Annotated in this window: 8 protein-coding genes, 2 tRNA genes and 1 pseudogene; 7 read left to right on the top strand and 4 right to left on the bottom strand. The window is 62.3% G+C overall.

Features of this window, described 5'->3' with window-relative positions:
* Positions 1-23: 23 nt before the first annotated feature.
* A complete protein-coding gene (locus tag GQ57_RS26365) occupies positions 24-1,193 on the bottom strand; it encodes a glycerate kinase (RefSeq protein ID WP_031399289.1) in 1,170 nt (389 codons plus the stop codon).
* Between the two features lie 378 nt (positions 1,194-1,571).
* On the opposite strand from GQ57_RS26365, the gene tig reads away from it, so the two are divergent.
* The 6 genes from tig to GQ57_RS26335 all read left to right on the top strand — a co-directional run bounded on the left by tig (position 1,572) and on the right by GQ57_RS26335 (position 8,153).
* The gene (tig, locus tag GQ57_RS26360) at positions 1,572-2,918 is read left to right on the top strand and encodes a trigger factor (protein ID WP_031399288.1); all 1,347 of its coding nucleotides are present in this window, start codon (positions 1,572-1,574) and stop codon (positions 2,916-2,918) included.
* Between the two features lie 140 nt (positions 2,919-3,058).
* Positions 3,059-3,712 (top strand): ATP-dependent Clp endopeptidase proteolytic subunit ClpP, encoded by a 654-nt coding sequence (gene clpP / locus GQ57_RS26355; RefSeq protein WP_010092137.1) that lies wholly within the window; start codon positions 3,059-3,061, stop codon positions 3,710-3,712.
* A 165-nt stretch (positions 3,713-3,877) separates the two neighbouring features.
* Positions 3,878-5,149: an ATP-dependent Clp protease ATP-binding subunit ClpX gene (gene clpX / locus GQ57_RS26350; RefSeq protein ID WP_031399287.1), complete on the top strand. Its 1,272-nt coding sequence runs from the start codon at positions 3,878-3,880 to the stop codon at positions 5,147-5,149.
* A gap of 197 nt (positions 5,150-5,346) precedes the next feature.
* Positions 5,347-7,770, top strand: a complete 2,424-nt coding sequence (lon, locus tag GQ57_RS26345) for an endopeptidase La (RefSeq protein ID WP_031399286.1) — start codon at positions 5,347-5,349, stop codon at positions 7,768-7,770.
* Between the two features lie 207 nt (positions 7,771-7,977).
* A tRNA-Val gene (locus tag GQ57_RS26340) sits at positions 7,978-8,053 on the top strand.
* A 23-nt stretch (positions 8,054-8,076) separates the two neighbouring features.
* Positions 8,077-8,153 (top strand) — tRNA-Asp (locus tag GQ57_RS26335).
* Between the two features lie 334 nt (positions 8,154-8,487).
* On the opposite strand, the gene GQ57_RS26330 is transcribed toward GQ57_RS26335, so the two are convergent.
* From GQ57_RS26330 to GQ57_RS40240, 3 genes and pseudogenes are all read right to left on the bottom strand, one after another.
* The gene (locus tag GQ57_RS26330) at positions 8,488-11,760 is read right to left on the bottom strand and encodes a DEAD/DEAH box helicase (protein WP_235215134.1); all 3,273 of its coding nucleotides are present in this window, start codon (positions 11,758-11,760) and stop codon (positions 8,488-8,490) included.
* Positions 11,761-11,929: 169 nt separating this feature from the next.
* Positions 11,930-13,351 (bottom strand): hypothetical protein, encoded by a 1,422-nt coding sequence (locus GQ57_RS26325; RefSeq protein WP_034199446.1) that lies wholly within the window; start codon positions 13,349-13,351, stop codon positions 11,930-11,932.
* A 65-nt stretch (positions 13,352-13,416) separates the two neighbouring features.
* Positions 13,417-13,929 (bottom strand): annotated as a pseudogene (locus GQ57_RS40240) (conjugal transfer nickase/helicase domain-containing protein); the annotation flags it as partial.
* Between the two features lie 71 nt (positions 13,930-14,000).
* Between GQ57_RS40240 and GQ57_RS43875 the strand changes: the two are divergent.
* Positions 14,001-14,094 (top strand): transposase (locus GQ57_RS43875; protein ID WP_034199444.1); only part of this gene is annotated, 94 nt, incomplete at its 3' end.

Genomic DNA, 14,094 nt, shown 5'->3' with positions numbered 1-14,094 from the left:
GTATCGCGCGCTCGGGTCAACGCTCAGTGTGCACCGTATTTCAGGCGCGTCAATTGCTCCGCTTCGTTCGCGAGCAGATTCGCCGCGTCGCGGATCGCGACGTCGAGCGTGATCGGCCCGGGCGCCGGCGAAAAGCAGCCCGAAAAATGTTCGGACAGGCGCGGCAGCGCAGCCGGGTCGACCGCGCCCGACAGCAGCGACGCGGGCACGCCGGCGGCCTGTGCGTGCCGGCAGGCGATGAACGGAGCCTTGCCGTGCAGCGTCTGCACGTCGGAGCGGCCTTCGCCGGTGATCAGCCAGTCGGCGCCGGCGAGCGCCGCGTCGAGCCCGACCTGTCGCGCGACCACCTCGGCGCCGGCTTCGAACCGCGCGCCGAGCACGTGCAGCGCGAAACCGAGGCCGCCCGCCGCGCCGGCGCCCGGCAGGTCGCGGCTGCGGTCGCCGGACGCGCCCGCCGGACGCCGGTCGAGCGCGGCTTCGAGCAGGTCGGCGAAGCGGGCGAGGGCGGCATCGAGGGTCGCAACCTGCCCGGGCGTCACGCCCTTTTGCGGGCCGAACACGGCGGTCGCGCCGTGCGCGCCCGTCAGCGGATTGTCGACGTCGGACATGCCGATGAATTCCGTCTCCTGCAGGCGCGGATCGAGCCCCGATGCGTCGATGCGCGCGATCTCGGCGAGCCGCGACGGCACGGGCTCGACCGGCTCGCCGCTCGCGTCGAAGCATTGCAGGCCGAGGCCCGCGAGCAGGCCGGCGCCCGCATCGTTGGTGCTGCTGCCGCCGAGCGCGACGAAGAAGCGGCGCACGCCGTCGTCGAGCAGCACGCGGATGGCTTCGCCCATGCCGCGCGTGCTGCGCGCGTCGACCGGCACGCTCATGCCGACCGGGTCGGTAATGCCGACGATCTCGGCCGTCTCGACAATCGCGGTGCGGGCATCGATCACGCCGACCGCCGCGTCGCGCGCCGCGAGCGACGCGCCGGCCACCCGCAGCGTGCGCCGCGTGCCGCCGCCCGCCAGCATTGCGTCGAGCGTGCCTTCGCCGCCGTCGGCCATCGGACAGCAGCGCACGATCGCGTCGGGCCGCGCGCGGCGGATGCCGGCGGCGATCGCGTCCGCGACCTGCTCGGCGGAAAGCGAGCCTTTGAACGAATCGGGCGCGATGACGACGACAGGCGCGGACGGGTGTTGCGGCATGGTGTCTCCGGAAGGCGTGATTGATATGAGGAATCGCGGGGCCGCGACGACGGCGGCGTACCGTCAGTCGGAGCTTACAGGATGGCGGGGCCGCGGTGGATACGGCGCCCGGCATAGCGGCAATCCGCACGGGTCGCCGTGCGCGGGGCCGCCGACGCGGCGCGGACGCATGCGCGTCGCGGCGATCTGGCGGTGTGATGAAAATTGTTTGCTAGAATAGTCGATTCTTCCGGCCAAAGCCGTGCTCCGAGCCGCTTGCGCTAGCCATCCGGCGCGTGCAGGGATGGCGTGGCGCTCCGGCGCGGCGTATGCGACGCCGCAGGCAGGCACGGCAAGGAAAACCCGATTCGCTCGAATAATTTTAGGACGATTGAAGCCATGGCTAACGTTGTTGAGAACCTCGGCAAGCTTGAACGCCGTGTGACGATTTCCCTGCCGAAAGACACCGTGCAGAAGGAAATCGACGCCCGTATCCAGAAACTCGCGAAGAACGTGCGCATGCCGGGTTTCCGCCCGGGCAAGGTGCCGCTGAAGATGGTCGCGCAACAATACGCGGGTCAGGTCGAGGCGGAAGTGCTGAGCGACAAGATCGGCCAGGAATTCTTCACGATCAGCCGCGCGGAAAACCTGCGCGTCGCCGGCCAGCCGAGCTTCGAGCCGAAACAGGAACAGGCTGACGATGCGTACGCGTTCGACGCGACGTTCGAGGTCTACCCGGAAGTGAAGATCGGCGATCTGGCGACGGCTGAAGTCGAGCGCTCGACGACGTCGATCGGCGACGCCGAAATCGACCGTACGCTGGACATCCTGCGCAAGCAGCGCGTGCACTACCACGCACGCGGCGAAGCCGGCGAGCACGGCGACGGCGGCGCGGATACCGCAGCGAAGAACGGCGACCGCGTGACGGTCGACTTCGTCGGCAAGATCGACGACGTCGCGTTCCAGGGCGGCACCGCGGAAGACTTCCCGTTCGTGCTCGGCGAAGGCCGCATGCTGCCGGAGTTCGAAACGGCGGCGCTGGGCCTGAAGGACGGCGAACAGCGTACGTTCGACCTGAAGTTCCCGGACGATTACCACGGCAAGGACGTCGCCGGCAAGACGGCGCAATTCACGGTCACGATGAAGAAGATCGAGTGGCCGCACCTGCCGGAAATCGACGCGGACTTCGCGAAGTCGCTCGGCATCGAAGACGGCGATCTCGCGAAGATGCGCGGCGAGATCAAGGAAAACCTCGAGCGTGAAGCGAAGCGCCGCACGCAGTCGATCGTCAAGAACCAGGTGATGGACGCGCTGCTGAAGATTTCCGAACTCGACGTGCCGAAGGCGCTGATCGAGCAGGACCAGCAACGCCTCGTCGAAATGGCTCGCCAGGATCTGGCGCAGCGCGGCGTGCCGAACGCGAAGGACGCACCGATCCCGGCCGAGATGTTCGCCGAGCAGGCAGAGCGCCGCGTGAAGCTGGGCCTCGTGCTGGCCGAACTCGTGAAGGCGAACGGTCTCGAAGCGAAGCCGGAACAGATCCGCGCGGAAGTCGACGAGTTCGCGAAGAGCTACGAAGACCCGAAGGAAGTGGTCCGCTGGTATTATTCGAACCAGCAACGCCTCGCCGAGATGGAAGCGTTCGTCGTTGAAAGCAACGTCGTCGATTTCGTGCTGGGCAAGGCGAAGGTGACGGACAAGGAAGTGAGCTTCGAGGCACTCGCAAGCGCATCGGCGCAAGCGTAAGTGTTGCTCTAGCGGCGTGCCGGCTGTCGGAGCGACGGCCTGCACGCCGTTTTTACGTCAAGCGCACGGTTGCCATTAATATGGCAATTGGGCGGGCGGCTTCCTTCCGTTCAATTTTCCATTCGAACAAGGTTCATTGAATGATCACTCGCGCTGAATTGCTGGACATGCTTGCTTCGAACGCGCCGCAGGGTTTCGAGGCGCAAGCGCTGGGGCTGGTGCCGATCGTCGTCGAAACGAGCGGCCGCGGCGAGCGTTCGTACGATATCTACTCGCGTCTCCTGAAGGAGCGCCTGGTGTTCATGGTCGGCGAAGTGAACGACCAGACCGCCAACCTCGTGGTTGCGCAGCTGCTGTTCCTCGAGAGCGAGAATCCCGACAAGGACATCAGCCTCTACATCAACAGCCCGGGCGGGTCGGTGTCGGCCGGCATGGCAATCTACGACACGATGCAGTTCATCAAGCCGGACGTGTCGACGCTGTGCATGGGCCTTGCGGCCAGCATGGGTGCGTTCCTGCTCGCGTCGGGTGCGAAGGGCAAGCGCTTCGCGCTGCCGAACTCGCGCGTGATGATTCACCAGCCGCTCGGCGGCGCACGCGGCCAGGCGTCCGACATCGAGATCCAGGCGCGCGAGATCCTCTACCTGAAGGAGCGACTGAACCAGTTGCTCGCCCAGCACACGGGCCAGGACGTCGAGCGCATCGCGCGCGACACCGACCGTGATAACTTCATGTCGAGCGAGGATGCGAAGGCGTACGGGCTGATCGATCAGGTGCTGCTGAAGCGCCCGTGAGCTTAAGTGGGGTGCCGCCCCGATTCGCGCGGCGCCCCCTGAGGCGTTCCGAACGCCCCGAGCATCCGTGGCAAGCGCATCCAGCCGACTCCGGTCGCGCCCTAGGCGCGGCGTTCGGAGCATTCGGCGTATCATGTCATTTACCTGTCCGGAGGCGCTACATTCATGGCGGACAAAAAAGGTTCGAACAGCGAGAAGCTGTTGTATTGCTCGTTTTGCGGGAAGAGCCAGCATGAGGTGAAAAAACTCATTGCGGGCCCGTCGGTGTTCATCTGTGATGAATGTATCGACCTCTGCAACGAGATCATTCGCGACGAGGCGGCCGCCGCCGGCGTCGAGGCCACGCTGTCGCGGTCGGATTTGCCGAGCCCGCAGGAAATTCGCGACATCCTCGATCAGTACGTGATCGGCCAGGAGCGCGCGAAGAAGATCCTCGCGGTGGCCGTGTACAACCACTACAAGCGCCTGAAGCATCTCGACAAGAAGGACGACGTCGAGCTGTCGAAGAGCAACATCCTGCTGATCGGCCCGACGGGCTCCGGCAAGACGCTGCTCGCGCAAACGCTCGCGCGCTTGCTGAACGTGCCGTTCGTGATCGCCGATGCGACGACGCTGACCGAAGCCGGCTACGTCGGCGAGGACGTCGAGAACATCATCCAGAAGCTGTTGCAGAACTGCAACTACGAGGTCGACAAGGCCCAGCGCGGGATTGTCTACATCGACGAAATCGACAAGATCAGCCGCAAGTCGGACAACCCGTCGATCACGCGCGACGTGTCGGGCGAGGGCGTCCAGCAGGCGCTGCTGAAGCTCGTCGAGGGCACGATGGCGTCGGTGCCGCCGCAGGGCGGCCGCAAGCACCCGAACCAGGATTTCATCCAGGTCGACACGACCAACATCCTGTTCATCTGCGGCGGCGCGTTCGACGGCCTCGAGAAGGTGATTACCGACCGCACCGAGAAAACCGGCATCGGCTTCGGCGCGACGGTCAAGAGCAAGCAGGAACGCGACGCGGGCGAAGTGCTGCGCGAAACGGAGCCGGAAGACCTGATCAAATTCGGTCTGATCCCCGAATTGATCGGCCGTCTGCCGGTGGTCGCGACGCTCGGCAAGCTCGATGAAGCCGCGCTGATGAAGATCCTCGTCGAGCCGAAGAACGCGCTCGTCAAGCAGTATCACAAGCTGTTCGCGATGGAGCGCGTCGAGCTGGAGATCCGTCCGGGCGCCCTGCAGGCGGTCGCCCGCAAGGCGATTCGCCGCAAGACCGGTGCGCGCGGTCTGCGTTCGATCATCGAACAGGCGCTGCTCGACGTGATGTACGAGCTGCCGACGATGAAGGGGGTCAGCAAGGTCATCATCGATGAAAACGTCATCGATGGCGACGGCAAGCCCTTGCTGATCTACGAGGACACGCCGAAGGTGGCGGGTTCGAACTGACCGGCTTGCCGACGATGTACTGCGAAAAAGGCCGTTCATGAGACCGTGGGCGGCTTTTTTTCGTTTATCTTGTGGGTAACTCTGACTCGACACGCGGTGGTTACTTTCTTACCGAATATTTCCCGCACTTGAAGGCTTGCAATTCGTTGTGGCGGCCTCAATTACCGAACAATTGATTCCACTCATGGGGAAATGAAATGTCAGGCACCCAACTTCTCCCGCCGGAACGCATCACGCTCCCGCTGCTGCCGCTGCGGGATGTCGTCGTTTTCCCGCACATGGTGATTCCGCTCTTCGTGGGCCGGCCGAAGTCGATCAAGGCCCTCGAAGCAGCGATGGAAGGCGGCAAGCACATCATGCTCGTCGCCCAGAAAACCGCGGCCAAGGACGAACCGACCGAAAAGGACATGTACGAGGTCGGCTGTATCGCCAACATCCTGCAGATGCTGAAGCTGCCGGACGGCACCGTCAAGGTGCTCGTCGAGGGCCTGCAGCGCGCGAAGGCGTTGTCGATCGAGGAACAGGAGACGCAATTCTCCTGCGACGTAATGCCGCTCGAACCCGATCATGCCGACAGCGCCGAAACTGAAGCGCTGCGCCGTGCGATCGTGTCGCAGTTCGACCAGTACGTGAAGCTGAACAAGAAGATCCCGCCGGAGATCCTCACGTCGCTGTCGGGCATCGATGAAGCAGGCCGCCTCGCCGACATGATCGCCGAGCGCCTGCCGCTGAAGCTCGACCAGAAGCAGCACATCCTGGAGATGTTCCCGGTCATCGAGCGGCTCGAGCACCTGCTCGCACAGCTCGAAGCCGAGATCGACATCCTGCAGGTCGAAAAGCGCATCCGCGGGCGCGTGAAGCGCCAGATGGAAAAGAGCCAGCGCGAGTACTACCTGAACGAACAGGTCAAGGCGATCCAGAAGGAACTGGGCGAGGGCGAGGAAGGCGCCGATCTCGAGGAACTCGAGAAGCGCATCAACGCCGCGCGCATGCCGAAGGAAGCGAAGAAGAAGGCCGACGCCGAGCTGAAGAAGCTGAAGCTGATGTCGCCGATGTCGGCGGAAGCCACCGTCGTGCGCAACTACATCGACACGCTGATCGGCCTGCCGTGGCGCAAGAAGAGCAAGGTCAACAACGACCTGTCGAACGCCGAGCAGGTGCTCGACGAGGATCACTTCGGCCTCGAGAAGGTCAAGGAACGGATCCTCGAGTATCTCGCGGTGCAACAGCGCGTCGACAAGGTCAAGGCGCCGATCCTGTGCCTCGTCGGGCCTCCGGGCGTCGGCAAGACCTCGCTCGGCCAGTCGATCGCCCGTGCGACGAACCGCAAGTTCGTCCGGATGGCGCTCGGCGGCGTGCGTGACGAAGCCGAGATCCGCGGCCACCGCCGTACGTATATCGGCTCGATGCCGGGCAAGATCCTGCAAAGCCTCACGAAGGTCGGCGTGCGCAATCCGCTCTTCCTGCTCGACGAAGTCGACAAGATGGGCATGGATTTCCGCGGCGATCCGTCGTCGGCGCTGCTCGAAGTGCTCGATCCGGAACAGAATCACACGTTCGCCGACCACTACATCGAGGTCGACTTCGACCTGTCGGACGTGATGTTCGTCGCGACGTCGAACTCGCTGAACATCCCGCCGCCGCTGCTCGACCGGATGGAAGTGATCCGTCTGTCGGGCTACACGGAAGACGAGAAGGTCAGCATTGCCCAGCGTTACCTGCTGCCGAAGCAGAAGAAGAACAACGGGCTGAAGGAAGGCGAGATCGAGGTGACCGAGCAGGCGATCCGCGACATCATCCGCTACTACACGCGTGAAGCCGGTGTGCGTTCGCTCGAGCGGGAAGTGTCGAAGATCTGCCGCAAGGTCGTGAAGATGCTGCTGCTGAAGAAGGCATCGGGCGCGATCAAGGTCGACGGCGACAACCTCGACACGTTCCTCGGCGTGCGCAAGTACGACTTCGGCCTGGCGGCGAAGGAAAACCAGGTCGGTCAGGTGACGGGCCTCGCGTGGACGGAAGTCGGCGGCGATCTGCTGACGATCGAAGCCGCGGTGATGCCGGGCAAGGGCAACGTGATTCGCACGGGTTCGCTCGGCGACGTGATGAAGGAATCGGTCGAGGCGGCTCGGTCGGTCGTGCGCTCGCGTTCGCGCCGTCTGGGCATCAAGGACGAGGCGTTCGAGAAGCAGGACATCCACATTCACGTGCCGGAAGGCGCGACGCCGAAGGACGGTCCGTCCGCCGGCGGTGCGATGACGACCGCGCTGGTGTCGGTGCTGACGGGTATCCCCGTGCGTGCCGATGTCGCGATGACGGGCGAAATCACGTTGCGTGGCGAAGTGCTGCCGATCGGCGGGCTGAAGGAAAAGCTGCTGGCCGCGCATCGCGGCGGCATCAAGCTCGTGCTGATCCCGGAAGAGAACGTGAAGGATCTCGCCGAGATTCCGGACAACGTGAAGAACGCGATCGAGATCGTGCCGGTCCGCTGGATCGACAAGGTGCTCGAACTCGCGCTCGAGCGTTCGCCGACGCCGCTGCCGCCGGAAGAAGAGGCGAAGGCGGCGGCACCGGTCGCCGATGCGGCGAAGGATGCCGGCTCGACGGAATTCGTCAAGCACTGACGCACCGAACGCCGTACTTCCAGAAGGTGTTCACGAAACCCGCGGCGCGTCCGCGGGTTTTTTTATGCGTATCGACACCACCGTGTGTGCGAGTATGAAAAATAATTCACATCCGGGCTTGGCAAAATGATCGGGTATGAATTAAACTTGCGGGCTCGCTGGTTGTTGATGCCGAAACGCAGATCGCAGCCAGAACGAATCGGAAACGGGTGCTTAGCTCAGCTGGTAGAGCGGCGCCCTTACAAGGCGTAGGTCGGGGGTTCGAACCCCTCAGCACCCACCAGTTTCCAGATTCAGCCAGACCAAGGAGCGGTAGTTCAGTCGGTTAGAATACCGGCCTGTCACGCCGGGGGTCGCGGGTTCGAGTCCCGTCCGCTCCGCCAGAAGAAGTGGCTAAAACCCTGTAGAGTCTAGGCTCTGCGGGGTTTTTTCTTTGGGGCGCTTAGTCGGTGACTGGCAAACTGACCAGCAAAAACAATTTCGCTTCCGAAGCGCCCGATATCGCAAACGTCCTTGGACCTCCATAGGTTCCAGTGGAAAGCATACCTCTAATCACGGCGTGGTGAGTGCCTGGCCGACTCAGCAGAATGGTGCGAGGGCTTGGTTGTTGCTCCTCGGTGATTCGTACCCTTCAGCGCCGACACGGATCGGTGGCGTGGGTCTCCGGGTGGTCCAACAAGTAACCGCTCGGATTGCCCTCATTCAGGCTCGCTGCGTTCAGGCAGGCACGGCGGCAGGGTCAAGCGACACGGGGGGAAGTAGATCCAGGCAATCGCAGAACAGCCGGCGGGACTTCCAGTCATCGTGATCTCCAATCACGTAGAGCCGGCGCTTTGCCCGTGTAGCGGCGACGTTGAGCAGATTCGGCTCTGAGATCGCCCATTCCCGTGCGAAAGGGCTCGTCGTGTTGCCGCCGAGGACTACGATCACCACCGGCGATTCTTTGCCCTGCATGGTGTGAATAGTCCCGTAGACCATGTGCGACGGCAGCATCGCGCTAAGCCCCTGTTTGACATCCTTGAATGGCGTGATGACCGAAATATCGGCGAGATCGACCGTGTCGGCTTTCAGTCGCGCGATCAGTTGCCGAAGCATCTTACCCTCGGCCGGCACCCAATTACCGGAAGCCGGGCCCCGGACGTGAATCCAGCCAGTCGGCAAGCTCGCACGGGTTTCTTTGGCCGGCGACGGGGCCAGCGTGCCGTAGACCATCGCACCGTCGTACGCGATGCGGTTGGCGAGGGTGTACATGGGTCGGTCGCAGCGGCGGTGTACGACAAGGGGGAGCCCGACCCAGGTCTTTGCATCGGGCGGTCCCATCATGCGACCCCACCGCGTCGCCTGATCGGCCAGCGTCTGTGCGGACTGGCGGTTGGGAAGCCAGTGCGCGTCAACGCGATAGCGCGTCCGCATGTGTTCGAGGACCGCATCGAGCACCTTGACGATGGGCTTGAGTTGAAGCGGATCGCCCACGAGCACCGCGCGTCGAGCCCGCCAGAGGGCGCCGACGGCCGCCTGGGGAGTGGCCTGGCCAGCTTCGTCAACCAGCAACCAACCGATCTCGCCGGTGTCCAGTGAACCGAACGACCGTGCGAACGAGGCGAAGGTGCTGCTGAGGACCGGGACGACCAGGAACAGGGAGGCCCAGGTCGAGCGTATTGCCGCGCGCGACATGCCGAGGTAGCGGCCGCCGGTCAACACGCTGTTGATGAATTTCAGGTTGGTCCGCAGGCGCTTGGCTTCCAGCGCGAGGAAGGTGCGGTGCAGTTTGAGCGCCTGGATGAAGAGATTCGCTCGCGCTTGCCGCCAACCCTCGATGATCCAGGGTTCGGCGAGTTCGACGGTGTCGCTGCGGCCAACGATGCCGCTGCTTAACCAGGTCAGCAGATGGATGGCCTTGGCGTCTCTCGCGATGACCGCGATCTGGTCGGCCACTGCGAGGGCGCGGGTTTCAAGACGTGCCAGCGCTCCCTTCGTGTCTGCGATTGCCCGGGCGAGCTTTTTCCGCTCGGTTTCCTGCTGATGCGCTACTCGATCGACCCGCTGGAACCCGGCTTCGGCCAGCGAATGGCGACGTGTAAGCGACTGGAGCTCCGTGCGCCAGACGCGCCCGGCGCGGCCAAGGGTCCGGAGCTGTTGCCAGAAGCCGGGCTTGGTCTGCTGCTGGCGTTCCAGTGCCTCAAGGCAGTTGGCCAGCGCGGTGTGCGCCGGCTTCCACTCCTCTTGGTCAAAACGGGCGGCCTGCTCGATGGCCTTCAACTCATTCGCCGTCAAAGCTTCAAGGTCGGTCGCGTGGCGCGATGTCTCCTGCCGGATGTGATGCAACGTCGGGAAGAGTGTGCGGAGCCCGTCGAGATGGCTGGCAATCTGTTCGACGTCAGCGCGCGCTTTCTGGTAGTCGGCGACGGCTTGCTGCCAGATCTGCAGGCGCTCTTCGGTCGTACGCTCGATATCGGCCTGGGCATCGAGCCATCCCAATAGACCTTGCGGTTTGTCCGCGGGCATTGCATCGACCGCACTGGCGGCAACGACTTCATGGTCGACGCCATCCTCAAGGGCCGCCTCGTCGTCGTCCAGCAGCTCGGCGGTGTCGGGATTCGATGGATCGGCGACGTCGGATGGATCGGGCGCTGATGAGGGCCGAGCGGGACGCTCGCCATAGAAGTAGCGATTCACGAAAGCATTGCGGCGGGTCTTGCTCCCCAAGGCGCCCGAGATCAATCCCCAGGACGGCTTGCCGCTCACTAGCTCCCCCAGGTCGCTGAAGTAGTCCGCCTCGGGCCACCAGCTCTCGTCGATCTTGTCCCGCTGGGGCAATTCCAGCGTCACGTTTTCGACTGCGCCGTTGTTGGACGAGGCGATCACGATTTCGAAACCGAACAACTCCGATTTGAGCAAGTGGCAGTGTTGGGCCCGGCCGCCGTCATTCGCGTTTTCCATACCTTTTGAGACGAAGGCGGACGAGGCGCGCGGAAAACTGGCGAGAACGTCAGCGCGGCGCGTCACGATGGCGGCGATCAGATCCCGGAGCAGGGTCGTTTTGCCCGTTCCGGGCGGCCCATTGATACCTAACAGGCCTTCGCCGTCGGCCAGGGTGTCGAGAATCGTGTTGACCGCTAGTTGCTGCGAATGGACCAGGCCGAGATGCCGCTCCGAGGGCCAGCATCCGGGGCTATAGCGTTGGGGCAGCAAGCGTTCGATCAGCGGTTCGGAGGCTTCGTTGCTATCGAGATGTAGGCGTCGGCGATCATCGTGGATCTGCAGATACCGATCCAGCGGGGCGCTGGTGATCCCTTGACGTGCTCGTTGCGCGACCATGCTCAGGTCAGAAAGCAGGAAGCTGTTGAGGGGATCGTCCTCCTGCATCGGCTTTTTGGGATTGATCGGCGTCGAGCGCCAGCGCACTCGGCGTTCGACGGGATTCCCGAAAAAGTCGTCGACTTCGAGGAAGTCCAAGATCACTTGCACCAGCTTTCGCAAGGCCTCCTCGCTGACCTGGCCGCCCGTCAGCGAGAGGGTCTGCTTGCGGATGGCGTTTTGATCGTCATCGAAGCCGTGAGTCCAATCTTTCCCCTTGAGGGCGCGTCCGAGGAACCATGCCTCACTGGAGATCACCAGGCTGTCCGGAACCATCAAGCCCTCGGACGTGAATTTCATCGCGAAAAGCGCGGATTCCCGGGATTGCGGTTCCCGATAGCCATCGTCGGCGCCGTACAGCTTTTCGAGTTCCTTGGCGACTAACTGGCTGTCGTAGAGGTGGGCATAAAGCGTGTGACTCCATATGCGCTTTTTCGGCAGCGCTTGTTTCACGACAGGGCTCCCGGCAGCCCACGGAGGCGTGAGTCGACGGATCGTCGTGTCGTGGAAATACGAGGCGTAAAGCGTGTCGCGTTTTCGTGGCTTCGGGGCTTCTTGCGGCTGCAACAGCTCGACAGCATGCCAGTAGCGGATGATATTTTCCTGACTCATCGTGAGAATACCCTCGGACATCCTATTGTCGTTATCGTGTGCCAGATAATGGCTGTTCGACGCGGTTTTCCAGAGAATATACCTGCGTGCGGCAGCAACCGGTGCGACGTGCTGCGCCCCCGATCAGCGGATTGAACACTGCCTTTGGTTGCTTCTTGATGGCTATCGAATTGCCCATACCGGTTCGGGCTCAACTATTGGGCGTATGCGTTCGTCGGAGAGGATGCTTTTGGAAGAGTCGTTCAAGGAAGTCAACGACAAGTCCCTCGGAAATCGGCCCTACTGTCCATCCACGCTCGCTTCGAGCCGTGTCCGAAAACTCGGCCGCTCCAAACCGGTACACCTCGTATCCCTGAAGGCGAAGTTTCCGGTCTTCTGCTGCCATGGCTCCGTAGCGAGATGGCGATGCATGGGCACCTTCCGCATAATGATGCTTGCCGTCGACTTCGATGACGATTCGCGTGCCGTGATCGAGTAGGAGCAACAGGTCCATGCGTTGACGAGCTAGCACGGGATTGGAGTCGCGTTGAATTGCCGTCCTCGGGTCGAAGTGCAAATAGACTTGCGGAATCAGTGCGGGAAGATCCTGTGCAAGCAGGGGCACGAAGTGTTTGTAGTAGGTTTGGAAGAGGGCGTATTCCCCTGGAGAGTTCGCGGATAGAACCGCGTCGCGCAAATGCAGGTACAGTGTGCGACGCGAAGACTCGTTATTTTCCAAGCCTTGTAGATCAGCCCACCAGGCGTTGAGTTCTACCCAGGTGAGGCCAGTCTCTTGCAAAAAGCGATCATAAATGAGGGCATCCGAATCGTTGACGATAGCGACGTCGTTGTTAATGGCATCGACGAAAACGAGGTCCGGCTTGACGTTGACAGATGCGAAGATGAGATTCTTGGCCGCGCCTTTCACGCCGCCTAGCAACCTCCTGACGGAATAGATCGGGTGGCGAGACATCTGCCCTGTTACTTTCAACTCGAAACCGTCTGCGGCGAGTGGTTCGTTCAAGGCCTGCGCTAGCTTTTCCTGCTCGATTCCCTTCCTGGATAGCGGGCTGGTGACCAGTTCAAGTAAAGAAAAGAATCTCGCTTGAGAACAGGTTAGCGCGCCGCAAAGTTCGAGAAGTTGGCTGTTGGAAAGATCTCGATTTCGTAAGTAATGTTGCTCGACATCACTCGCCAACGTCGCTTCGAAGCTCAAGGAATAGGTGCTGGCTTTTTGCCAGTTCGGGGCCAACGTTCCCAAGCCATCCATGACGGCGGAATTCCCGAACAACTCGTCGACTGAATCAAGCGCTTCCAGAATGGTCCGTCGCGTGAGGTCAGTGATGCGAAATTCGGCGTGTGTAGTCAATTCACTGACAAAGTCGCTCAATGCGGGGATGTCATATTCCCTGATAATGGCCCGAGCAAGGGCAAGCAGTTCAGATTCGGACATAGAGACAATTCGGCTGCGCACGTACTGTCGCTTGCTGCGAAATGCTTCTTCGATGGTCCCTTCGGCGAGCCCAAGGCGCGTACAGGTGCTGGGCACATCGTTCGCACTCAACGTCCACAGGCCATCAGCGATTGCATTCCGCAGCGTTTCCAGCGGTAACTGCCTTCCCTGCGTATTCATCTGTAGTCTCCCGATTTACTTCAGCATATTCGCATGCTTTTTCGTCGGGTTGACCAGCGGGCTATTTACTCCGCGAGCTTCAAATACGGATTGTTGATCGGGACATCGGCCTCGGAGAACAAGCTCGCTGGTGTCGATAGCAAATAGCCATGCACGCGTCGTGTCTTGCACGGACCCGCGATCTCACACGTCCAGATGTTCAACCCATTGGCCTGTTTGCGGTGCAGGCGCAGTTGCTCGAAGCGTTTCTGCACCCATTGCCAGCCGTCGAGTTGCGCGTCCTTGGCGAGCCGCGCGACCTGGGGATATTCCTGGGCGTAGCGTTGAAAGACGCCGGGGCTGACGAGATACGCCGTGTTCGCCACGGTATGCACCAGGGCCTTCGCATCGTTGATGATGATCTTGCGGCTCGCGATGCCTTGGCGAAGCCAGGCGAGGAAATGCTCTCCCGAGGGATCGTTGGAACCCGGATCGGATGGCGCCGCGACGCTCGTCGTTGCGTTAGTCGGGGGCGAATTTTCCGCGCCTGTTACCGGGGCGGCCGCGGGGACTTGCGTGGGCGCGGCGGGCGTGGCCGATGGATGGGTAATCCCCCCAAAAGACCGGTGTGATCAGAAGTAGAGTTTTCTCGTTGAGGGAGTTCTACAGCATGAAGAAATCGAGATTCACGGACAGCCAGATCATGGACGCGCTCAAGCGCGTGGAATCGGGGCTGTCGGTGCCGGACCTGTGCCGGGAACTGG

Source organism: Burkholderia sp. MSh2, from assembly GCF_000731655.1.
GTDB lineage: Bacteria > Pseudomonadota > Gammaproteobacteria > Burkholderiales > Burkholderiaceae > Burkholderia > Burkholderia paludis.
This window is presented reverse-complemented; position numbering and strand designations above follow the sequence as displayed.